The sequence below is a fragment of the Pseudomonas tritici genome, from assembly GCF_014268275.3.
GTDB lineage: Bacteria > Pseudomonadota > Gammaproteobacteria > Pseudomonadales > Pseudomonadaceae > Aquipseudomonas > Aquipseudomonas tritici.
The window spans coordinates 5,156,001-5,178,992 of record NZ_CP077084.1; the positions used below are offsets into that span (position 1 = coordinate 5,156,001).

The 22,992-nt window shown below is 59.4% G+C and carries 20 protein-coding genes and 1 pseudogene; 12 read left to right on the forward strand and 9 right to left on the reverse strand.

Going from position 1 to position 22,992, the window contains the following annotated elements:
* The first annotated feature begins 19 nt into the window (after positions 1-19).
* The gene (locus HU722_RS23520; RefSeq protein ID WP_065873602.1) at positions 20-598 is read left to right on the forward strand and encodes a cob(I)yrinic acid a,c-diamide adenosyltransferase; all 579 of its coding nucleotides are present in this window, start codon (positions 20-22) and stop codon (positions 596-598) included.
* Positions 599-723: 125 nt separating this feature from the next.
* Here the strand turns inward: HU722_RS23520 and HU722_RS23525 are convergent, their stop codons facing one another.
* The 3 genes from HU722_RS23525 to secA all read right to left on the reverse strand — a co-directional run bounded on the left by HU722_RS23525 (position 724) and on the right by secA (position 5,765).
* Complete coding sequence (locus HU722_RS23525; RefSeq protein ID WP_065873603.1) at positions 724-1,668, reverse strand: Nudix family hydrolase; 945 nt, start codon at positions 1,666-1,668, stop codon at positions 724-726.
* Positions 1,669-1,688: 20 nt separating this feature from the next.
* Entirely contained in the window at positions 1,689-2,906 is a 1,218-nt protein-coding gene (argJ, locus tag HU722_RS23530; protein WP_065889944.1) for a bifunctional glutamate N-acetyltransferase/amino-acid acetyltransferase ArgJ, read from the reverse strand.
* Positions 2,907-3,029: 123 nt separating this feature from the next.
* Positions 3,030-5,765, reverse strand: a complete 2,736-nt coding sequence (secA, locus tag HU722_RS23535; protein WP_065873605.1) for a preprotein translocase subunit SecA — start codon at positions 5,763-5,765, stop codon at positions 3,030-3,032.
* Positions 5,766-6,070: 305 nt separating this feature from the next.
* On the opposite strand from secA, the gene HU722_RS23540 reads away from it, so the two are divergent.
* Entirely contained in the window at positions 6,071-6,526 is a 456-nt protein-coding gene (locus HU722_RS23540; protein ID WP_065873606.1) for a DUF721 domain-containing protein, read from the forward strand.
* Between the two features lie 4 nt (positions 6,527-6,530).
* Here HU722_RS23540 and HU722_RS23545 read toward each other — a convergent pair whose 3' ends face one another.
* Complete coding sequence (locus HU722_RS23545) at positions 6,531-8,009, reverse strand: helicase HerA-like domain-containing protein (protein WP_065873638.1); 1,479 nt, start codon at positions 8,007-8,009, stop codon at positions 6,531-6,533.
* 203 nt (positions 8,010-8,212) lie between these two features.
* On the opposite strand from HU722_RS23545, the pseudogene HU722_RS29335 reads away from it, so the two are divergent.
* Positions 8,213-9,244: pseudogene (locus tag HU722_RS29335) on the forward strand (HAMP domain-containing protein); the annotation flags it as partial.
* A 93-nt stretch (positions 9,245-9,337) separates the two neighbouring features.
* A complete protein-coding gene (locus HU722_RS29340; RefSeq protein WP_371905447.1) occupies positions 9,338-10,102 on the forward strand; it encodes a methyl-accepting chemotaxis protein in 765 nt (254 codons plus the stop codon).
* Positions 10,103-10,115: 13 nt separating this feature from the next.
* Here the strand turns inward: HU722_RS29340 and HU722_RS23555 are convergent, their stop codons facing one another.
* Together HU722_RS23555 and purU are read right to left on the reverse strand one after the other, a co-directional pair.
* On the reverse strand, positions 10,116-10,286 hold the full coding sequence (locus HU722_RS23555; protein ID WP_175403015.1) for a hypothetical protein: 171 nt from the start codon (positions 10,284-10,286) through the stop codon (positions 10,116-10,118).
* A gap of 86 nt (positions 10,287-10,372) precedes the next feature.
* A complete protein-coding gene (gene purU / locus HU722_RS23560) occupies positions 10,373-11,221 on the reverse strand; it encodes a formyltetrahydrofolate deformylase (RefSeq protein WP_065873608.1) in 849 nt (282 codons plus the stop codon).
* A gap of 349 nt (positions 11,222-11,570) precedes the next feature.
* Here purU and mvaT point away from each other — a divergent pair, with 349 nt between their 5' ends.
* Complete coding sequence (gene mvaT / locus HU722_RS23565) at positions 11,571-11,945, forward strand: histone-like nucleoid-structuring protein MvaT (RefSeq protein ID WP_008432352.1); 375 nt, start codon at positions 11,571-11,573, stop codon at positions 11,943-11,945.
* A 92-nt stretch (positions 11,946-12,037) separates the two neighbouring features.
* Here mvaT and sbcB read toward each other — a convergent pair whose 3' ends face one another.
* On the reverse strand, positions 12,038-13,465 hold the full coding sequence (gene sbcB / locus HU722_RS23570; RefSeq protein WP_065873609.1) for an exodeoxyribonuclease I: 1,428 nt from the start codon (positions 13,463-13,465) through the stop codon (positions 12,038-12,040).
* A 167-nt stretch (positions 13,466-13,632) separates the two neighbouring features.
* On the opposite strand from sbcB, the gene HU722_RS23575 reads away from it, so the two are divergent.
* The 6 genes from HU722_RS23575 to HU722_RS23600 are packed head-to-tail and all read left to right on the forward strand — an operon-like array spanning position 13,633 to position 20,315.
* Complete coding sequence (locus HU722_RS23575; protein ID WP_065873610.1) at positions 13,633-14,325, forward strand: RDD family protein; 693 nt, start codon at positions 13,633-13,635, stop codon at positions 14,323-14,325.
* Positions 14,322-15,302 (forward strand): stage II sporulation protein M, encoded by a 981-nt coding sequence (locus tag HU722_RS23580; RefSeq protein WP_065873639.1) that lies wholly within the window; start codon positions 14,322-14,324, stop codon positions 15,300-15,302. Before HU722_RS23575 ends, HU722_RS23580 begins: the two co-directional genes overlap by 4 nt.
* The gene (locus HU722_RS23585; protein WP_065873611.1) at positions 15,289-16,818 is read left to right on the forward strand and encodes a DUF4129 domain-containing protein; all 1,530 of its coding nucleotides are present in this window, start codon (positions 15,289-15,291) and stop codon (positions 16,816-16,818) included. The genes HU722_RS23580 and HU722_RS23585 overlap by 14 nt, the downstream gene beginning before the upstream one ends.
* A complete protein-coding gene (locus HU722_RS23590) occupies positions 16,815-17,984 on the forward strand; it encodes a DUF4350 domain-containing protein (protein WP_065873612.1) in 1,170 nt (389 codons plus the stop codon). Before HU722_RS23585 ends, HU722_RS23590 begins: the two co-directional genes overlap by 4 nt.
* Positions 17,981-18,976, forward strand: coding sequence for an AAA family ATPase (locus HU722_RS23595; protein WP_065873613.1), 996 nt, complete (start codon positions 17,981-17,983; stop codon positions 18,974-18,976). Before HU722_RS23590 ends, HU722_RS23595 begins: the two co-directional genes overlap by 4 nt.
* A 7-nt stretch (positions 18,977-18,983) precedes the next feature.
* Positions 18,984-20,315: a DUF58 domain-containing protein gene (locus tag HU722_RS23600; protein WP_065873614.1), complete on the forward strand. Its 1,332-nt coding sequence runs from the start codon at positions 18,984-18,986 to the stop codon at positions 20,313-20,315.
* 60 nt (positions 20,316-20,375) lie between these two features.
* Here the strand turns inward: HU722_RS23600 and HU722_RS23605 are convergent, their stop codons facing one another.
* Positions 20,376-20,735 (reverse strand): PilZ domain-containing protein, encoded by a 360-nt coding sequence (locus HU722_RS23605; protein WP_065873615.1) that lies wholly within the window; start codon positions 20,733-20,735, stop codon positions 20,376-20,378.
* A 222-nt stretch (positions 20,736-20,957) separates the two neighbouring features.
* On the reverse strand, positions 20,958-21,332 hold the full coding sequence (locus HU722_RS23610) for a tol-pal system YbgF family protein (protein ID WP_065873616.1): 375 nt from the start codon (positions 21,330-21,332) through the stop codon (positions 20,958-20,960).
* A 173-nt stretch (positions 21,333-21,505) separates the two neighbouring features.
* Here HU722_RS23610 and pyk point away from each other — a divergent pair, with 173 nt between their 5' ends.
* On the forward strand, positions 21,506-22,957 hold the full coding sequence (pyk, locus tag HU722_RS23615) for a pyruvate kinase (protein ID WP_065873617.1): 1,452 nt from the start codon (positions 21,506-21,508) through the stop codon (positions 22,955-22,957).
* The last annotated feature ends 35 nt before the right edge of the window (positions 22,958-22,992 follow it).

Sequence of the window (22,992 nt, forward strand, 5' to 3'; positions counted from 1 at the left end):
ACCAACTGGAGCACTGACCATGGGCTTTCGCCTGTCGAAGATCTACACCCGTACCGGCGACAAAGGCGAAACCGGCCTCGGCGACGGCCGCCGCGTCCCCAAGGACCACCCGCGCATAGAGGCGATTGGCGAAGTCGACTCGCTCAACAGTCAGCTCGGGTTGCTGTTGGCCTATCTCGAAGGACTGGGCGGCCAGCATCCGGGCCTGCAAGACGTGATCGAGGTGCTGAGCCCTTGCCAGCATCGGTTGTTCGATCTGGGGGGCGAGTTGGCGATGCCGGAGTACAAGGCGTTGAATGCAGCGGAAGTGGACCGGCTGGAAGCTGCGATTGATCGCTGGAATGAGGACGTGGGGCCGCTGGAGAACTTCATCCTGCCCGGTGGCTCAGCGCTGATCGCCCAGGCCCATGTATGCCGCAGCCTGGCGCGCAGTGCGGAGCGGCGGTGTCAGCACTTGAATGCGGTAGAGCCGTTGGAAGGGGTTGGGTTGGCGTATATCAATCGGCTATCGGATTTGTTGTTTGTGGCGGCGCGGGTGATTGCCAAGCGTCAGGGTGTTGCTGAGGTGTTGTGGCAGGCCGCGGCCAAGCCTCATTAATTATGAGGCGTCTGACCTGACGCCTTCGCGAGCAAGCCCGCTCCCACATTTGACTGCATTCCAAAGGTGAAACCCGGTCAACTGTGGGAGCGGGCTTGCTCGCGAAGAGGCCCGTCAGAACCCCATCAAACTTCCGGCCAAAACGCCCTGATCCCAGCGACACCTTGAGCCCCAGCCTCCCAAGCTTTTTCCCGCTCAGCAGGCCCAACCCCACCCAACAGAAATACCGGTTTGCTGAACCCGCTGATCAACTCAGCCGCCTGCTCCCAACCCAACGGCTGTGCATCAGGATGAGTCTGCGTCGGCTGCACTGGCGACAGCGTGACAAAATCCACGTCCATCATTTGCGCCAACGCCAGCTCTTCAGCGTTGTGGCACGAAGCCGCCAGCCAGCGATCCTTCGGCAGTGGGCGGCCCTTGCTCGCGTATTTACGCAGTTGCGCCGCCGTCATGTGCCAGCCGGCTGCAGGAAAGTCCCCCAACCATTCAAACGGTCCCTTGAGCATCAGCTGGGCCTTGCCCGCACACAAACCCACCGCATCCACCGCAAGATCGCGGTATTTGGGGTCGTAGCCGTTGGGTGCGCGCAGCTGAACCAGCTTGATGCCGCCGGCGATGGCTTGCTGGATACCGCGCAACAGTGTCGGGGTTTCCAGCTCGCCAGGGGTGATCAGGTATTCAGCAGGCAAACGCGCAGCCGCCACAATCGGAGCATTGGCTGCCGGGAACTCATAGTTGAGAAGATCCCGAGGGGCAACCCATTCCAGCGGCTGCCCTTCGGCGCCGTGAGGTTCGCCGGTAAAGGCCGAGACTTCCCAGACATCCAGCAACACCTGCTTGTCCGGGTAATCATGCTGCACCTTGATCAGCGGCCGCGCCGTGATGACCTGGATGCCCAGCTCTTCCTGCAATTCGCGGGTCAGCGCACTGGCGACCGATTCATCAGCCTCCACCTTGCCACCGGGAAACTCCCAGAGGCCGCCCTGATGCTGGGTATCGGCGCGGCGCGCGAGCAGGATCCTGCCGTCGACACCTCGGATTACCGCTGCTGCTACATGCACTCGTTTCACCGCGCTTTTCCTCTCTGCGATCAGGTACGGTATTCCGCGTTGATCTTCACGTATTCGTGGGACAGGTCGGTGGTCCAGATGGTTTCGCTGCACTCGCCGCGACCCAGCTCGATGCGGATGGTGATTTCTTCCTGCTGCATCACCGCCGAGCCTTGGGCTTCGGTGTAGGTCTCGGCGCGGGCGCCACGGCTGGCAATGCACACATCACCGAGGAACACGTCGATCTTGCTCACGTCCAGGTCTGGCACGCCAGCACGGCCGACTGCCGCCAGGATACGGCCCCAGTTAGGGTCAGAGGCGAACAATGCGGTCTTGATCAGTGGCGAGTGAGCCACGGTGTAACCGACATCCAGGCATTCCTGGTGGTTGCCGCCGCCGTTGACTTCAACCGTCACAAACTTGGTCGCGCCCTCGCCGTCACGCACGATGGCCTGGGCCACGTCCATGCACACTTCGAACACGGCCTGCTTCAACGCCGCGAACAGCGGGCCGCTGGCCTCGGTGATTTCCGGCAGGTTGGCCTGGCCGGTGGCGATCAGCATGCAGCAGTCGTTGGTCGAGGTATCGCCATCGATGGTGATGCGGTTGAACGACTTGTTGGCGCCGTCCAGGATCAAGCTGTGCAGCACGTCGCGAGAGACTTTGGCGTCGGTGGCGATGTAACCGAGCATGGTGGCCATGTTCGGGCGGATCATGCCCGCGCCCTTGCTGATGCCAGTCACGGTGACGGTCACGCCATCGTGCACAAACTGGCGGCTCGCGCCTTTTGGCAGGGTGTCGGTGGTCATGATGCCGGTAGCCGCTGCCGCCCAGTTATCCACAGACAGGTCATCGAGTGCGGCTTGCAGTGCGCCTTCGATTTTTTCCACGGGCAGTGGCTCGCCGATTACGCCAGTGGAGTATGGCAGCACTTGGCTGGCGTCGACGCCGGTCAACTGGGCCAGCTTGGCGCAGGTGCGCGCGGCGGCCACCAGGCCAGGCTCGCCGGTGCCGGCGTTGGCATTGCCGGTGTTGGTCAGCAAGTAACGGATGGTGCCAGCCACGCGTTGCTTGGCCAGGATCACCGGCGCGGCACAGAACGCATTGAGGGTGAATACCCCGGCGACGGTCGAGCCTTCGGCGCAACGCATCACCACCACATCCTTGCGCCCCGGGCGCTTGATGCCGGCCGAAGCGATACCCAGTTCAAAACCGGCAACCGGGTGCAATGTGGGCAAAGGACCAAGACCAACAGCCATGAATGCGCTCCTTAAAAATCGGTGATGTCTGTACCGTCATGATCGACGGCGAAATTAATGGCAAAACGCCGCGACGGCAGAGGCCGGTCGCGGCGCAGGGTGTTGCAGCGTCAGGCGGAAATCTTATTCGATCTGGCCGTGGCAGTGTTTGAACTTCTTGCCCGAACCGCAATAGCACAGCTCGTTGCGACCCAGCTTCTGGTCGTTGCGAACCGGGGTTTGAGCCAGCGCCACATCAATCTCTTCGCCCAGTACTTCAGGGGCTTCCAGACCTGGCGCCTCGTCATGCTGGAACTGCATGCGTGCCGCCAGTGCCTCGGCCTCCTGGCGCAGGCGGGCTTCTTCCTCGATCGGGTCTTCGCGACGCACCTGAACGTGGGACAGCACGCGGATCGAATCGCGCTTGATCGAATCCAGCAGTTCGGAGAACAACGTGAACGACTCGCGCTTGTACTCCTGCTTCGGGTTCTTCTGGGCGTAGCCACGCAGGTGGATGCCGTGACGCAGGTGGTCCATGGTCGACAGGTGGTCTTTCCACAGGTCGTCCAGCACGCGCAGCACGATTTGCTTCTCGAACGTGCGCAGTGCTTCGGCACTCGCCTGCTCTTCTTTCTCGTTGTACGCAGCCAGCAGCTCGGTCATGAGCTTCTCGCGCAGGGTCTCTTCGTAGAGGTGATCGTCTTCGTCCAACCACTGCTGAACCGGCAACTCGACACCGAAGTCGTTCTTCAACGCGGCTTCCAGGCCGGCAACATCCCACTGCTCTGGCAGGGATTGTGGCGGGATGTGAGCGCTGACGGTGGCATTGAGCACGTCCTGACGGAAGTCAGCAATGGTCTCGCCAATGTTGTCGGCGGCCAGCAACGTGTTACGCATGTGATAGATCACTTTACGCTGCTCGTTGTTGACGTCATCGAACTCGAGCAGTTGCTTACGAATATCGAAGTTACGCCCTTCAACCTTGCGCTGTGCCTTCTCGATGGCATTGGTCACCATGCGGTGCTCAATCGCTTCACCGGACTGCATGCCCAGGGCCTTCATGAAGTTCTTCACGCGGTCCGAGGCGAAGATGCGCATCAGGCTGTCTTCCAGCGACAGGTAGAAGCGGCTGGAACCGGCGTCACCCTGACGACCAGCACGACCACGCAACTGGTTGTCGATACGGCGCGATTCGTGACGCTCGGAGGCGATTACCTGCAAGCCACCGGACTCCAGCACGGCCTGGTGGCGTTTCTGCCAATCCGCCTTGATCTGTGCGATCTGCTCTGGAGTCGGGTCTTCCAGCGAAGCCACTTCCACTTCCCAGTTACCGCCCAACAGGATGTCGGTACCACGACCGGCCATGTTGGTGGCGATGGTCAGCGCGCCTGGGCGACCGGCCTGGGCGATGATCTCGGCTTCTTTTTCGTGGAACTTGGCGTTGAGGACCTTGTGCTCGATACCTTCCTTGTTGAGCAGGTTGGACACGTGCTCGGAAGTTTCGATGGTGGCGGTACCCACCAGGATCGGACGACCCTGGGCCATGCCATCCTTGATGTCGTTGATGATTGCCGCGTATTTCTCTTCGGCAGTCAGGAACACCAGGTCGTTGAAGTCTTTACGCGCCAGCGGCTTGTTCGGCGGGATAACGACGACCGACAGGCCATAGATCTGGTGGAATTCGAACGCTTCAGTGTCAGCCGTACCGGTCATGCCGGACAGTTTGTTGTACAGACGGAAGTAGTTCTGGAACGTGGTTGAGGCCAACGTCTGGCTTTCAGCCTGGATGTTGAGCACTTCCTTGGCTTCGATGGCCTGGTGCAGGCCTTCGGACAGACGACGACCCGGCATGGTACGACCGGTGTGTTCGTCAACCAGAACGACCTGGCCGTCCTGCACGATGTATTCAACGTTGCGATGGAACAGTTTGTGCGCGCGCAGACCGGCATACACGTGGGTCAACAGGCCCAGGTTGTGCGCCGAGTACAGGCTTTCGCCTTCGGCCAGCAGGCCGATCTGGGTGAGCATGTCTTCGACGAACTGGTGACCGGCTTCGTTGAGTTCGACCTGGCGGGTCTTCTCATCGATGGTGAAGTGACCTTCTTTGGTCACTACGCCTTCCACTTCTTCGATGTGCTGCTCCAGACGCGGGATCAACTTGTTGATCTCGGTGTACAGGCGCGAGCTGTCTTCGGCCTGGCCGGAGATGATCAGTGGGGTACGGGCTTCGTCGATCAGGATGGAGTCGACTTCGTCGATCACGGCAAAGTTGAGTTCGCGCTGGAATTTTTCTTCCATGCTGAACGCCATGTTGTCGCGCAGGTAGTCGAAACCGAATTCGTTGTTGGTGCCGTAGGTGATGTCGGCAGCGTAGGCGGCGCGCTTCTCTTCCGGCGGCTGGAACGGCGTTACCACGCCGACGGTCAGGCCAAGGAATTCATAGAGCGGGCGCATCCAGTTGGCGTCCCGGCGAGCCAGGTAGTCGTTCACCGTCACAACGTGCACGCCCTTGCCGGACAGTGCGTTGAGGTAAACGCCCAGGGTTGCCACCAGGGTCTTGCCTTCACCGGTACGCATTTCGGCAATCATGCCTTCATGCAAGGTCATGCCCCCGATCAACTGGACGTCGAAGTGGCGCATGCCCATGACACGCTTGCCGGCTTCGCGGGCGACCGCAAAGGCTTCGGGAAGCAGCTTGTCGAGGGTTTCACCTTTGGCTATGCGGGCCTTGAACTCTTCGGTCTTGGCGCGCAATTGCTCGTCCGAAAGGGCAACCATCTGCTCTTCGAAGGCATTGACCAGCTGCACCGTCTTGAGCATGCGTTTGACTTCGCGCTCATTCTTGCTTCCAAAAAGTTTCTTTAACAAAGGCGCAAACATATCGGCAGGTTCTTCCACACATAGGGATGGAGGGCGCACCGTGAGTGGCCCGAGCAGCCCTCACGGCCGCATGCGAACGCGCATTCTACCCGGATTCGTGGGTGAGGAAAGTGGCGTTGTTCCCCGATGCTGGTGCGGCGCTGTGAGAGGGCTTGTTTAAAATAAGGGCTTTTGCTGGAACTTCAACCCATGGAGCGAAGAAGTTACTGATTGATTTCACGCACAAAACCCCATGGAGGCATGGCCTGAGGGCATACAGGCGCTTTCTGCTAAGATGGCCGCTCTGTTACTTAAGGTGTCCAATAATGGCATTTCGCCCACTAACAGCCCGCGCGCCTGCCGTGTTGCTGCGCGAAGCCAAGCCGTTGAAAGCTATCTTTGGCCATGCACAACGCTTGGGCCATCTGCAACGCCTTCTCGAAAGCCAGCTGCAACCCGCCGCGCGCGAACACTGCCGCGTGGCGTCGTGGCGTGAGGGGAACCTGCTGCTTATTGTCACAGATGGCCACTGGGCAACGCGTTTGCGTTATCAGCAAAAACGCCTGCAGCGTCAATTGATGACCTTTGATGAGTTTGCTGGTTTGACGCGCATCCAATTCAAAGTACAACCGCCCACCCCCCTACCCGGCGTGGCGGGTCATACCCTGGACCTCTCGACAAATGCGGCCGAAACCATTCAGGCAACGGCCGACGGCATCAGCGACCCCGGCTTGCGCGCGGCGCTTGAGCGGTTGGCTGCCCATGCCAAGCCCAAACCCTGATTCGCTATTTGCGCTTGCTCCCGCCCAATAACGACCCCAACAAACCACGCACCAGTTGCCGGCCCATCTGATTGGCGGCTTGCTGCATCGCTGACTTCAGCGCCTTGCCCGCCGTCGTGCCGAGAAACGCCCCGGCCCTGTCGGTAAAGCTTGGCTCATCGGTGGCTGGCTTGGCCTCTTCGGTCGGCCCAAGCTCCTTGCGTGACATAAGCACTTCATAAGCGGATTCCCGATCGATCGGTTTGTCATACCGGCCCTGCAATGGCGAACTGGCGACCAAGGCAGCGCGCTCGGCTTCGCTGAGCGGCCCGATCCGTGATTGTGGCGGTGCGACCAGTACGCGCTGGACCACCTCCGGCGTGCCCTTTTCCTGCAAGGTGCCCACCAAAGCCTCACCCGTGCCCAGTTCGGTCAATACCGACAACGCGTCGAAGGCCGGGTTTGGCCGGAAGCCGTCCGCTACGGCGCGCAAAGATTTCTGTTCTTTAGTGGTAAACGCCCGCAGGCCATGCTGGATGCGCAGGCCGAGTTGGGCCAGTACGCTGTCCGGCAGGTCGCCTGGCGACTGGGTGACAAAATACACGCCAACGCCTTTCGAACGAATCAGCCGCACCACCTGCTCCAAACGCTCTTGCAACGCCTTGGGCGTGTCGGCGAACAGCAAATGCGCTTCGTCAAAAAACAGTGCGAGCAGCGGTTTGTCGGCGTCACCGCGCTCGGGCAGTTGCTCGAACAATTCCGCCAACAGCCACAGCAGGAACGTCGCGTATACCTTCGGCGCTTCGTGCACCAGGCGGCTGGCGTCCAGCAGGTGGATGCGCCCGCGCCCGTCGCTGGTGGGCTGCAGGATATCTTCCAATTGCAAGGCCGGCTCGCCAAACAAGGCTTCGGCGCCCTGCTGTTCCAACACCGCCAGGCGTCGTAACAATGCCTGGCTGGAACCCGTGGTCATCAGCGCTGCGTCTTCGCCCAGCAATTGCGGGTGATAGCGCAGATGGTTAAGCAGTGCTTTGAGGTCTTTGAGGTCCAGAAGCAACAGGCCTTCGCGATCCGCCACCTTGAAGGCGGCATAGAGCGCCGACTGCTGGCTGTCGGTAAGTTCCAGCAGGCTACCGAGCAACAACGGCCCCATTTCGCTGATGGTGGTGCGCAACGGATGGCCAGACTGCCCGTGGATGTCCCACAGCGTGACCGGATAAGCCTTGGCCGTGTAGTTCAGGAAAGGCATGCCGGCGATGCGCTCGGCGACCTTGCCTTGGGGGTTCGCCGCGGCGCCGAGGCCGCACAGGTCACCCTTGATGTCGGCAGCAAACACTGCCACGCCTGCATCACTGAAGGCTTCAGCCAGACGTTGCAACGTGACGGTCTTGCCCGTGCCGGTGGCGCCGGCGATCAACCCGTGACGGTTGGCCAGGCGCATGGCCTGGGCGATAGGCTGGCCAGAAAGGTCAGCACCGATAAGGAGTTGCGTGGAATCAGGCATTTCGTCACCCATGGTTAATCTTTAGTGTCGCCAGGTCGATACAGGCCTATGTGAGACCCACAAAGTCTAAAACAGGTCGGATAGTTCCTACAGTGACCCACAGAGCTATCACCCGAATTATTACACCTTTTTTGACGCTACCATTTTGCGTATCCCACGAGGACGCGCCTCGGATATTAAGACCATAGCGGACCCTACAAGCCATGAATAAAAATCTGCGCTTCAGCCATAAAATCCTGCTTGCAGCCTCCCTTATCGTCATCGCCGCTTTCGCGCTGTTTACCCTCTACAACGATTACCTGCAACGCAACGCGATTCGTGACGACCTCAACAACTACCTGCATGAAATGGGCGATGTCACCGCTAGCAACATTCAAACCTGGCTGACCGGGCGCATTGCACTGGTTGAAAACGCCGCGCAAAACATCGCTATCAACCCCGAGCCTGCCGCCGTTGCCAGCCTGCTGGAACAAAAAGCACTGACCTCTTCGTTCATGGCAACCTACGTCGGCGACAGCAAGGGCGCCTTCACCATCCGCCCCGACGCCAAGATGCCGGACGGCTTCGATCCGCGTGTGCGCCCTTGGTACAAAGGCGCCCAGAGCAGCAACGGTTCAACCCTGACCGAACCCTACATCGATGCCGCCACCGGCAAATTGATCATTTCCGTTGCCACCCCCAGCACCCAGGGCACCCAGAGCATCGGCGTGGTCGGTGGCGACCTGAGCCTGCAAACGCTGGTGGATAACATTGGCGCGCTGAACTTTGGCGGCATGGGCTATGCCTTCCTGGTCAGTGCCGATGGCAAAGTATTGGTACACCCGGACAAAAACCTGGTGATGAAGACCCTCGCCGACGTGTACCCGAAAAACACCCCGAAGATCAGCGCAGACTTCAGCGAAGTCGAGGCCAACGGCAAAGACGCTATCGTGACCTTCACACCGATCAAGGGACTGCCCTCGGTGAACTGGTACCTCGGCATCTCGGTAGATAAAGACAAATCCTTCGCCATGCTCAGCGAATTCCGCACTTCCGCGGTCATCGCTACGATCATTGCCGTGGTGATCATCATCGCCCTGCTCGGCATGCTGATCCGCGTGCTGTTGCAACCCTTGCATGTGATGACGCGCGCCATGCAGGACATAGCCGACGGCGAAGGCGACCTGACCCGTCGCCTGAGCATCCAGAACAATGATGAATTCGGCACGCTGGGTATCGCATTCAATCGGTTTGTGGAACGTATTCATACCTCGATCCGTGAAGTGTCTTCGGCCACCGAACAGGTCAATGAGGTGGCGCTGCGGGTCGTCAGCGCGTCCAATTCGTCGATGGTCAACTCCGACGAACAGGCCAATCGCACCAATAGCGTGGCGGCCGCCATCAACGAACTGGGCGCTGCCGCCCAGGAAATCGCGCGCAATGCTGCTCAAGCGTCGAGCCAGGCCAGCGACGCGCGACACTTGGCTGAAGACGGCCAGCAAGTGGTGGAGCGCAATATCAAGGCGATGAACCAACTGTCGGCGATGATCAGCGCCTCCAGCAGCAACATCGAAGCGCTCAATAGCAAGACGGTGAATATCGGGCAGATTCTTGAGGTGATCACCAGTATTTCCCAGCAAACCAACCTGCTGGCACTGAACGCCGCCATCGAAGCGGCCCGCGCAGGGGAAGCCGGACGTGGGTTTGCGGTGGTCGCGGATGAAGTGCGCAACCTGGCTCATCGCACCCAGGAATCGGCGCAACAAGTGCAAACGATGATTGAGGAACTGCAAATCGGCGCCCGGGATTCGGTCAGCACCATGAGTGAAAGCCAGCGTCACAGCCTCGACAGTGTGGACATCGCCAACCTGGCCGGAGAACGCTTGAACAGCGTGACCCAGCGTATCGGTGAGATCGATGGCATGAACCAGTCGGTCGCCACTGCCACTGAAGAACAAACCTCGGTGGTGGAGTCGATCAACATGGACATTACCGAGATCAACACCCTCAATCAGGAGGGCGTGGAAAACCTGCAGTCCACGCTGCGCGCCTGTGGCGACCTTGAGCGGCAAGCGTCACGATTGAAGCAATTGGTGGGCAGTTTCCGCATCTGATCCAGGCGGGCGATTACGCGTCCTCGGGCTCGGGCTTACCCTGCTCCTGCTCCCACAACTCGGCGGCACCGGGAAATTCGGTGCCGTCCTCACTGTCGAGGTCATCCGGGTCATATCGACTCAAACACCCTTCCCCCAGGGTCGCCGGGGCTTTTGACGTGGCTTTGTCCAGCGGGTCACTCATGACTCAATCCTCAACAACGCACAACGAAAAAGGGCCTGGAGCGATTTAACGCCCAGGCCCTTCATTCTTCAATCACAGCACGTCGGTCAGAACACGACCGTCTTGTTGCCGTGCACCAGCACGCGGTCTTCCAAGTGGTAACGCAGGCCACGGGCCAGGACCATCTTCTCGACATCACGGCCGAAACGCACCATGTCTTCAATGCTGTCGCTGTGGCTGACACGCACCACGTCCTGCTCGATGATCGGGCCGGCGTCCAGCTCTTCGGTGACGTAGTGGCAGGTCGCGCCGATCAACTTCACGCCGCGCAGGGAAGCCTGGTGGTACGGCTTGGCCCCTACGAAGGACGGCAGGAAGCTGTGGTGGATGTTGATCACCTTGCCAGCGTATTCGCGGCAGAGCTCCGGCGGCAGGATCTGCATGTAGCGCGCCAGCACCACAACGTCGGCCTCATGTTGCTTGACCAGACGCGAGACTTCAGCGAACGCCGGCTCCTTGTCCTGCGGGTTGACAGGCACGTGGTAATACGGGATGCCATGCCATTCAACCATGCTGCGCAGGTCATCATGGTTGGAAATCACGCAAGCGATCTCGCAGTCCAGCTCATCGCTGTGCCAGCGGTGCAGCAAATCAGCCAGGCAGTGGGATTCGCGGCTGGCCATCAATACCACACGTTTTTTCTGCTCGGTGTCAGTGATGTGCCAGGTCATCGAAAACTCTTCGGCGATCGGCGCAAACGCTTCGCGGAAGGCATCAAGACCAAAAGGCAGCGAGTCGGCACGAATCTCGTGACGCATGAAGAACCAACCGCTGAGATCGTCCGAGTGATGACTCGCTTCGGTGATCCAACCATTGTGGGAGGCCAGAAAGTTACTGACTTTGGCAACGATGCCGACCCGGTCCGGGCAAGCAATCACCAGCCGAAAAGTGCGCATTAGGGGGAAACTCCAGAACTTCACAAAGGCCGCCATTCTAGCCATTGCGCGAGAAAACTGCAGTATTCGTTGAGGCTTATTCTGATCGCTGGCCCGTACCATGCCCCTTAATAGCCTATGGTTTTACCACCTTTATATGAATCTACTGCGTTACCCTATGGGTGTTCCTCGCATTTCAAGCAGATTGTCTTAGGTTCACGCCCTAGTAATTAACTCGAATGCATAGCAATGCTACAAACATTCAAAGTAATTCACATAAATACGACCTTAAATGTTTACTTGGGGAAACCGCCTGACTATTATTGGGCCACTATCCCTGTCAATCAGCGCTCTACATAAGGTAGTCCACATGTCTCTGATCAACGAATACCGTGCCACCGAAGAAGCTATCAAAGAGCTGCAAGCCCGTTTGAAGAATCTGTCCCAAGACGACAAACTGCAAACCGAGCTGGAATTCGAAGGCAAATTGCGCACCCTGATGGGTGAATACTCCAAATCCCTGCGTGACATCATCGCGCTGCTGGATCCAGATTCGAAAGTTAAAGCACCGCGCGGCGCTGTAAAAACTACTGGCACCAAGCGCGCTCGCAAAGTCAAGCAATACAAAAACCCGCACAACGGTGAAGTGATTGAAACCAAAGGCGGCAACCACAAAACCCTGAAAGAGTGGAAAGCCAAGTGGGGCGGTGACGTGGTTGAAGGCTGGGCTACCCTGCTGGGCTAAGCTTCGCCAGGCCTCCTGCGCCTGATACGCAACACCTTAAAAACGCCAGCCTGCTGGCGTTTTTTATTGCCTGCCTGTTTTGTCAAAGTCGACTACAGGTTTACCTTGGCGGCCAGAGAGTCCGCATACTCCTGCCACTGCTCCAGTACCTCGGCCTGAAACGGCGTTGCACTAACGGCAAACTCTTGCCGAGCCTGCTTAAATGCCCCAAGGGTATTCGGCGCGCCCCACTGCGGGTCAGACAAACGTTGCTGACAGAAAAGTGTCCAGCGTTGTTGCTCCTCATTGTTCAAGGTATCGGGGAAGTTACGCGCGCGGTAGCGAAACAATAATTCAGGCAAACGCTGATCATCAAAAGGCCATTGCTGGCGAGCTAATTGCGCAGGCTCGGCCGTCCGGACTTGTTCGCATAAGCGCCGATCACGATCTCCGATAAAACCATCATAAAGCTGTTGCTCCGGGTCTGAACTCGGGACGAAATCATCTTCGGCGTAAATGATCGCCAACTTATCGCGCCAAAGTTCCTGTGCGTCAGTTAGCCGCAGCGCTCGTTCCTGATAGATATTCATATCCAAGTGCAAGCGTTCACGATCTTCAGCCCGTAGCACATTCAACGGGGCAACCACCGGGCAGCGGTTGATATGTACCAACTTGAGCGGTACCGGCAGCTCACCCTCGGCAAGATCGTCACGGCGGGTATAAAGGCGTTGGCGCAAGGCATCCGCATCAAGGTCCAGCAACCCTTGTGGATCAAGCCCAAGATCGCAGACGATCAATGCATTACGATTGCGCGGGTGCCACGCCAGCGGCAGCACCACCCCCAGGTAATGGCGCTCGGCGGAAAACCGCCCGGAGATATGCACCATCGGTTGCAGCAAGCGTACCTGGTCCATCACCCGTTGCTTGCTGCGCAGTTGAAACAACCATTCATACAGCTTGGGCTGCTTCTCACGGACCCGTCGAGCCAACGCAATCGTGGCGCGTACATCGGACAACGCATCATGAGCCTGGCCATGGTCGATACCGTTGGCTTCGGTCAGGCGCTCCAGCTTGAGCGTGACACGCCCATCCTGTTGCGGCCATTCAATACCTTCCGGGCGCAGGGCGTAGGCCGTGCGGACCACGTCGATCAAATCCCAACGACTGTTACCGCCCTGCCACTCCCGCGCGTAAGGGTCGAAAAAATTGCGGTACAGGCTGTAGCGCGTCATTTCATCGTCAAATCGCAAGGTGTTGTAGCCGGCGCCACAAGTACCCGGCGCGGCCAGTTCAGCATGCACTCGCGTCATGAAGTCGGCCTCGGCCAGGCCTTTTTCCGCGAGTATCGCGGGCGTGATACCGGTAATCGCGCAGGCGACGGGATGCGGCAGGATATCGTCGCTGGGCCGGCAGTAAAGATTGACCGGGGCGCCAATCTCATTGAGTTCAAAGTCCGTCCGGATGCCGGCTACCTGGAGTGGGCGATCGCTACGCGGGTTGATGCCGGTGGTTTCATAGTCGTACCAGAAAATGGAGGTCACGGGCTATTCCTGTACTGAAGATCGACAAAGTCTAGGCGCTGAACCGCGTCCGCGACCAGCACCAAATGCACTGTACAAACATCCAGTAAAACCTTGAGTGGTTGCTTCCATCGCCGACACTGCTAGCATCCGTGTCTCCCAGCCTCTGCGCACTGCCAAGGATCGCGATGCCGTCAACCCCATTGGACACCCGCTACCAGATCGAAACCCCGGAGGGCATCGATCTGCCCCTGCGCCCGGCCGGCCTGGTGCCACGCGTGCTGGCCTTTGCCTTCGACCTTGGTTTGCGCGGGATCGTCATGGGCATTCTGCTGGTGCCATTGGCCTTGCTCGGCAACGTCGGCATCGGCCTGGGTTCGCTGCTGCTGTTCCTGATCAGTTGGTGGTACATGGTGCTGTTCGAAGTACTCAACCAGGGCTGCTCACCCGGCAAACAGGTCATGGGGCTGCGTGTCGTCCAAGATGATGGCACTCCGGTTGGCTGGTCCGCATCACTGATCCGTAACCTGCTGCGGTTTGTCGACATGCTGCCATTCGGCTACTTTCTCGGCGCGATCAGTTGCCTGCAACACCCTCACTTCAAGCGCCTAGGTGACTTGGCCGCCGGCACACTGGTGATCTACCGGGAACAGCCGTTGGTGCGCCCTCAAATCCCGCAAGCGGCGGCCTTGCGCCTGCCCTTCGCCCTGGATTTGAGTGAACAGCGGGCCATCCTTGGCTTCGCGGAACGTCAGGGTGAACTGTCCACCGAACGCGTTCATGAGTTGGCCTCGATTCTCGCCGCGCCCTTGCAGGTATCCCCGGCTCGCGCCGTGGAGCAACTCAATGGTGTGGCCCGTGGCCTATTGGGGCCGACATGAAACAGAGCCTTTTCGAAAGCCGCTACCAGCCTCAATGGCAAGCCTTTGCCGAACACCTGAAACAGTTGGAGCAAGGCAAGGCCAAAGCCAGTGACGTGGCCGACTTCCCCCATCAATACCGACGATTGTGCCAACACCTGGCCCTGGCCCAGGCGCGCGGCTACAGCAGCTATCTGGTAGATCCGTTGCAACAACTGGCCCTGCGCGGCCACCAACAGCTCTACCGGCATCGCAGCCAATTGGCGGCAAATGTGCTGGGGTTCGTACTCGCCGATTTTCCTCGGTTGGTGCGAGAACAATGGCGTTTCGTACTGATCGCCAGCCTGCTGTTTTTTGGCAGCCTGGTAGGTATCGCGCTCTTGGTCTACCTGTTCCCCGACTTGATTTATAGCGTCGTCAGCCCGCAGCAAGTGGCCGAGATGCAGGGCATGTATGACCCCGACGCCAGCCGCCTGGGCCGCGCCGCCGAGCGTGCGTCAAGCGAAGACTGGATGATGTTCGGCTACTACGTGATGCACAACACCGGTATTGCGTTCCAGACGTTCGCCGCCGGTTTATTGTTCGGGCTGGGCAGTGTGTTCTTTCTGATTTTCAACGGCCTGGTCATCGGTGCAGTCTCCGGGCACCTGACTGAAATCGGCTACGGGCAGACCTTCTGGTCATTCGTCATAGGCCATGGTGCATTCGAGCTGACAGCAATCGCACTCGCCGGTGCCGCAGGCTTGCAACTGGGCTGGGCGATGATCGCTCCCGGGCAATTGACCCGTGGCGAATCATTGCGGCGGGCAGCGCGCAAGAGCGTGCAGATGTTGTGCGGTGTCATGATATTCCTGCTGATCGCTGCCTTTATCGAAGCTTATTGGTCGTCCACCACCGCCATCGCCCCTTGGGTCAAATACTTGGTGGGCGCTGCTCTGTGGCTGCTGGTGGCGGCTTACCTGGGCTTTGCCGGAAGGACTCGCCATGCGCCTGAGTGATGCAAGCGTGGTAATCCGCCCACGTACTGCCTGGGAAGCCATGGACCTTGGCGTATTGATGGCCCGCGAATATCGCCTGCTACTGATGGGCAGTTGGGCGCTGGTGAGCCTGCCAGTGTTCGTCTTACTGACTGCACTGCTGTGGCAGTACCCGTCTACTGCACTATTCGTGTTCTGGTGGCTCAAACCGGCCTTTGACCGTTTGCCGCTTTACATCCTGTCCAAGACCTTGTTTGGCGAAACACCCAGCATCAAGCAGGCCGTGCACGAGTGGCCGAAACTGCTGAAAGGCCAGCTGCTGGCCAGCCTGACCTGGCGACGACTCAGCCTGAGCCGCAGCTTTGTGATGCCGGTGAGTCAACTCGAAGGCCTGAATGGCCCGGCACGCCAAAAACGCCTGGGCGTGCTGCAGCAACGTAACGCAGGAGCCGCACGTTGGTTGACAACCATCGGGGTGCACCTGGAAATCGGCCTGTGGTTTGGTTGCATGGCACTGCTCTATCTGTTCATTCCCCAGAACGTCGAGATGGATTGGGACTGGCAACGTCTGGCACTGGCGACAAGCTCGGAAAAATTGTGGCTGGAACACCTGAGTAACGCGTTCTATGCATTGATCCTGGTGTTTTGGGAGCCCATCTATGTCGCCTGCGGTTTCAGCCTTTACCTTAACCGCCGCACCGTACTCGAGGCCTGGGACCTGGAACTGGCGTTCCGACGCCTTCGTCAGCGCCTGAGCAGCGTAGCGCCGCTATTATTACTGATAATAGGGCTGACGCTTCTGCCATTCAGCCCACCCGCCATGGCCGATGCTTCCAACCCCGCCAAGCCACTGAACACCCAGGACGCGAGCCAATCCATCAAGTCGCTGCTGGATAAGCCTCCCTTCAAAAATCCGGAAACCGTAACCCGCTATCGCTTTGGCGAAGACAAGACCCCTGTTAAAAACAAGGCTCACAGCGACGGTAAACTCCCGGACTGGTTGAAGGCGCTGCTGAACAACCTCAACAGCAATACCTTCAAGCACATCGCCCAGGGCTTGGAGGTACTGTTATGGGGACTGCTGATCGGCGTCTTGATCATGCTGGCATGGCGTTATCGCGAATGGTTGAGCACGTTTGTAAGCCGGCGCGGGCCGCGCAAGCCCAACGTCATGAAACCCGTGCCGACACAATTATTCGGTCTCGAACTGGGCACCGAAACCTTGCCCGACGACGTTGCCAGCGCCGCCGAGCACCTATGGGCCACCCAACCAAGGGAAGCCCTCGGCCTGCTGTACCGAGGCCTGTTAAGCCGACTGCTGCATGATTTCAATCTGCCGCTTAAAAGCGCTGACACAGAAGGCCAGGTCCTGGCGCGCGTGCACCAGCTGCAACAACCGCAGCTGCTGGCCTTCAGTGACGAATTGACCCGACATTGGCAAAACCTTGCCTACGGCCATCACCTTCCCCCCCTTTCAGCCCAGCAAAAACTCTGCAGTGATTGGCGCACCCTGTTCAGCTCGGGGAACGCCTCATGAACCGGCCTTTGATATGGGTGGGATTATTGCTGGCGTGCCTGCTTGGCGCGGGTGGTTACTTCGTGTGGAGCAAGGCGATCCCCTACGACGAAGTGGTGGATCGCGGCCCTTCTCCAGAAGCCCTGGCGAACCCCTACCTGGCGGCAGAACACTTTCTGAGCCAACAAGGCCTGGCCGTGGACCATGCCAACAGCGTGGAACGGTTGACGACGCTGCCCGCCAAGGGCCACAGCCTGTTATTGCTTGGCGAGCGCAGCAACATGTCACCACGCCAGGTAGAGCAACTGCTGGCTTGGGCCAAATCCGGCGGCCATCTGTTACTGGTGGCCGAGGCGCTGTGGGATGAAGAGACTGGCAAAAGCGGCGACCTGCTGCTCGATCGCCTGGATATCCACCAGGCCTTGAGTGATGAACCTGAAGAGCTTGCGCCTACCGAGAAGAAGCCTCTCAAAAAGAAAGCCCCGGACCTGACCAAACTCTACGTCGACAATGAAACCGCACCGGCTTATTTCAGTTTCGACACGGACTTCAACCTTACCGACCCCAAGCACCTGGCTCAATTTTCTGCCAACAGCGCAAGGTCGAGCCACCTGATGCAACTCGACCTTGGGAGAGGCCGCGTCACGGTGATCACCGACAGTGACCTATGGAAAAACCCGAGTATTGGTAGGCACGACAATGCCTGGCTGCTGTGGTATCTGACCCAGGGCACAGCCGTGACCCTGCTGTTCAACAGTGACTTCGACGACTTGTTTACCCTGCTGGTGCGGTACTTCCCCCAGGCCCTGGTCGCACTCATTGCCCTGGTCGCCCTGGCACTGTGGCGGGCCGGGATGCGTCAAGGCCCGATCCAGTCTCCCCCACCCAACGCACGCCGCCAGTTGCAGGAACACCTGAAAGCCAGCGCCGACTTCCTGCTGCGCCGCAGTGGCCAAGGCACGCTGCTGCGTGCCCTGCAGCGCGATGTCTTGCGTGCCGCCCGGCGTCGTCACACCGGTTTTGAACACCTCGACAATGCAGAACAGTGGCGGGTACTTGAACACCTGACGCACCAACCCTCTCACGTCATCAGCCAGGCCCTTGGCCCACTTCCGGCAAAACGGCTTTCCAGCGCCGATTTCAGCCGGCAGGTGGCGTGCCTGCAAACCCTCAGGAATGCCCTATGAGCGAAATTCCAAGCGCCACTGCCCTGACCAGCGAAACCTTGCAGCGTGCCAGCGGGCAAGCCCAGGCTCTAGGCACTGAATTGCGCAAGGCAGTGATTGGCCAGGACCAGGTGATCGACGATGTCCTGACCGCACTGATCGCCGGCGGCCACGTGCTGCTCGAAGGGGTGCCAGGGCTGGGCAAAACCCTGCTGGTACGCGCCCTCGCACGTTGCTTTGATGGCGATTTCGCGCGTATCCAGTTCACCCCGGACCTGATGCCCAGCGATGTCACCGGCCACGCCGTGTATGACCTGCACACCGAGCAATTCAAATTGCGCAAAGGCCCGGTGTTCACCCACTTGTTGCTGGCCGACGAAATCAACCGCGCCCCGGCCAAGACCCAGGCGGCCTTGCTTGAGGCCATGCAGGAACGGCAAGTCACCCTTGAAGGCGAGGCGCTGCCTATCGGCCAACCGTTCATGGTACTCGCGACCCAGAACCCCATCGAACAGGAAGGCACCTACCCCCTACCGGAAGCGGAACTGGATCGTTTTATGCTCAAGGTGCGCATGGATTATCCCGACGCGCAGCAGGAGCTGGACATGGTGCGCGAAGTCACGCGCTCGTCCCGGGCCGACATGCTGGATGTACACCCATTGCGCACCGTGTTGCAGGCCGAGGACGTGCTGCAACTGCAGCGGATTGCCAGTGAACTGGCCCTGGATGAACAGGTGCTCGACTATGCCGTGCGCCTGGCGCGCGCCACCCGTAGTTGGCCGGGGCTGACCATCGGCGCCGGGCCGCGGGCCTCCATCGCCCTGGTGCGTGGCGCGCGTGCTCGCGCCCTGTTGCGCGGTGGTGAATTCGTCACCCCGGACGACATCAAGGGATGCGCCTTGGCGGTACTGCGTCATCGGGTGCGTATAGCGCCAGAGTTGGACATCGACGGGCTGGAGGTCGACCAGGTGCTCAAGCAAATGCTCGATCAGATACCGGCGCCCCGGCAATGACTCGCCCATGAAACCGACCCGTCTGCTGCTGAACTGGCTCGGCGTATTGCTGGGCTTGGGCATATTGCTGGGCACCGCAACGGCGTTGCAGTTCAAGGTGCCCGACACCTTGCACTCAATCGCATGGGGGTTGCTTCTTGCACTGTTGCTGCTGGCTACGCTGGATGCGATGCGTATGCGTCGACGCCCATCCCCCCGCGTGCAACGACAGATGCCCGGCAGCCTGGCGCTCGGAAGGTGGGGCGAAGTACGCCTGGCCTTGGAGCATGACTTCCCACAGCCACTGACGGTGCAGGTATTCGATCATGTCCCCGACGGATTGAGTGTCGAGAACATGCCCCAGTCCATAGCGCTGCGCCCCGGTGAAAGCAGTGAGCTGGGTTATCGCCTTCGCCCTTTGCGGCGCGGGCATTTCAGTTTCAGCCACTGTGAAATTCAGCTGCCCAGCCCGATGGGCCTGTGGTCGGCGCGGCGAATTATCGAAGTGAGCGATGCCACACGCGTCTACCCGGATTTCGCCCGACTGTACGGCGCGCAATTGCTGGGGGTGGACAACTGGCTGAGCCAACTGGGTGTACGTCAACGTCAACGACGTGGATTGGGGCAGGAGTTTCATCAACTGCGCGAGTTTCGCGACGGTGACAGCCTAAGGCAGATCGATTGGAAGGCCACCGCCCGACAGCGCACGCCCATCGCCCGCGAATATGAGGATGAGCGCGACCAACAGATCGTGTTCATGCTTGATTGTGGACGACGCATGCGTAGCCAGGATGACGAGCTGTCGCATTTTGACCACGCCCTCAATGCCTGCCTGTTGCTCAGCTACGTTGCCTTGCGCCAGGGTGATGCGGTGGGCCTGTGCACCTTTGCCGGTGAACAGCCACGCTACCTGGCACCGGTCAAGGGCAGCGGCCAGCTGAACCTATTACTCAACGCCGTGTACGACCTCGATACCACCCGACGGACTGCCGATTACCAGACCGCGGCAAGTGATTTGCTGGCTCGACAAAAGCGGCGCGCGTTGGTGATCGTGGTGACCAACCTGCGCGATGAGGACGATGAGGCACTGCTGACTGCAGTCAAGCGTATCAGCCGCCAGCACAGGGTGCTGGTCGCCAGTTTGCGCGAGGAGGTACTCGATCAACTGCGCCAAGCGCCCGTGCAAACCTTGCCTGAAGCCTTGGCCTACAGCGGCACCATCGACTACCTGAATACCCGCGACGAATTGCATGACCGCCTCGCCGCCCAAGGCCTATCCGTATTGGACACCTTGCCGTGTGAACTGGGACCGGCCCTGGTGACACGTTACCTGGGCTGGAAGAAAGCGGGTGTGCTCTGAAAGAAGCACGCGCACACGGCAGGGGCACTCCACCCAAACCGGGTAGACAATGCACTGTGTCTAGGCCGAAGCCTGCAAGGGATCAAAACTGAAGTAGTGCAGCAACACGTTGATCAGTTGCCCATATTCCTCGGGAGCGTGGAGCACACTGAAACCTGAATCGTACTGCTGCGGGTTGATATCCTCGTGGCTCCACAGGCAGGTTGCTGTCAGATCGATTGGATGGAAGGTGCCGTCAGCATTGGGAATCTTCAAGCGCAGCTCGAAGTCCACGTCGACCATCATGGGCAATTGGCTGATTAACATCAGCCCATCTTCCGAGACATTGCCCAAGAAGCCGATGGGCTTATCGGTGCGCCGGTTAAACACTTGCAGAAAGTAAGGCAACTGATGCCGCTCAATCCGTCGGTCGGTAAACATGGTGAGATCGCCATCCAATGGCCATGACTGCGGCCGTGCCAGTGATTCGGAACGAGAAAACCGCTCGCTCTCCCTGGATCTCGGTGCGACAACAGGCAATATTTGCCGCTGGACGGCCGCCGAGTCCGGACCTGCATTCGTTTGAATAGAAACTTGTACAAACGAACATCCAAAGGATAGCTCAAGACTGACAACGGGCCAGTTATGAAATGACGAATATCATCATAGAGAGGCTGGGCGCGGCTGGGCGACGCGTGCTCCGGGGTAATGCCCCAGTTGTTGCAGGGTATCGAGCCTCGCGCGAGCACGGTAGGCGTACTCACTCGACGGAAACTGATTAATGATGAATTGATAAGTCTGTGCCGCGTCGACAAACAGCTTTTGCCGTTCCAGGCATTGGCCCCGCAACATCGAGACCTCCGGCTGTACATAACGCCGGGAACGACTTTCTCGGTCGACCTGGGACAATTCCAGGGTAACGCGCTCGCAATCACCGACCTTGTAGGCGCGGTAGGCGTTGTTCAAATGGTGGTCCATCGACCAGCGGGTGCAGCCGACAACACTAACGGCCAGGGCAGCAATGAGCAAAATTCGCATGAGGGTTCTCCTGTCTTGTGCAGTGTATCGACCCATCGTCGAAAATCTTCAAGGATGTTCGTATTCAGCCGCAGCGAAAACAAGTCAATCGTCGATAAGTAGTGCAAACGAACAATGACTACAACGAAAGAGCATAGTAGCCTTCCCCAGCGCTTGAACTCAGGAGTCTGTGCATGTCCGTCCGTCGCACCAAAATCGTCGCCACCCTTGGCCCGGCCAGCAACTCGCCGGAAGTCCTCGAACAGCTGATTCTGGCTGGTTTGGACGTCGCCCGTCTGAACTTCTCCCACGGCACCCCGGACGAGCACAAGGCTCGCGCCAAGCTGGTGCGTGACCTGGCCGCCAAGCATGGCCGCTTCGTCGCATTGCTGGGTGACCTGCAAGGCCCGAAAATTCGTATCGCCAAATTCGCCAACAAGCGCATTGAGCTGAAGATCGGTGACAAATTCACCTTCTCCACCAGCCACCCGCTGACCGAAGGTACCCAGGACGTCGTCGGCATCGACTACCCGGACCTGGTCAAGGACTGCGGCGTCGGTGACGAACTGCTGCTGGACGACGGCCGCGTGGTCATGCGCGTCGACACCGCCACCCCAACTGAGCTGAACTGCACCGTGCTCATTGGCGGCCCGCTGTCCGACCACAAAGGCATCAACCGTCGCGGTGGTGGCCTGACCGCCCCGGCCCTGACGGAAAAAGACAAGGCCGACATCAAGCTCGCCGCCGAAATGGAAGTGGACTACCTCGCGGTATCGTTCCCGCGTGACGCCGCCGACATGGAATACGCACGTAAGCTGCGCGACGAGGCCGGCGGTACTGCCTGGCTGGTGGCGAAGATCGAACGCGCCGAAGCTGTGGCCGATGACGAAACCCTCGACGGCCTGATCAAGGCTTCCGACGCAGTGATGGTTGCCCGTGGCGACCTGGGCGTGGAAATCGGTGACGCCGAACTGATCGGTATCCAGAAGAAGATCATCCTGCACGCGCGCCGCCACAACAAAGCGGTGATCGTAGCGACCCAGATGATGGAGTCGATGATCCAGAACCCGATGCCGACCCGCGCCGAAGTGTCCGACGTAGCCAACGCTGTGCTCGACTACACCGATGCCGTGATGCTCTCGGCTGAAAGTGCCGCGGGCCCGTATCCGCTGGAAGCTGTGCAAGCCATGGCGCGTATCTGCCTCGGCGCCGAAAAGCACCCCACCAGCAAGACCTCCAGCCACCGCATTGGCAAAGAGTTCGAAAGCTGCGACCAGAGTATCGCCCTGGCCGCCATGTACACCGCCAACCACTTCCCGGGTGTGAAGGCAATCATCGCCTTGACCGAAAGTGGCTATACGCCGTTGATCATGTCGCGCATCCGTTCGTCGGTGCCGATCTACGCGTTCTCCCCGCACCGCGAAACCCAGGCCCGCGCGGCCATGTTCCGTGGCGTGTACACCGTTCCGTTCGACCCGGCTTCGTTGCCACCGCATGAAGTCAGCCAGGCGGCCATCGACGAGTTGATCAAGCGCGGCGTCGTGGAGAAAGGTGACTGGGTCATCCTGACCAAGGGCGACAGCTATCACACCATCGGCGGCACCAACGGCATGAAGATACTGCACGTTGGCGACCCAATGGTCTGAGTGACCGGTAAGTGAAAAAGCCCCGACTGGTTCGG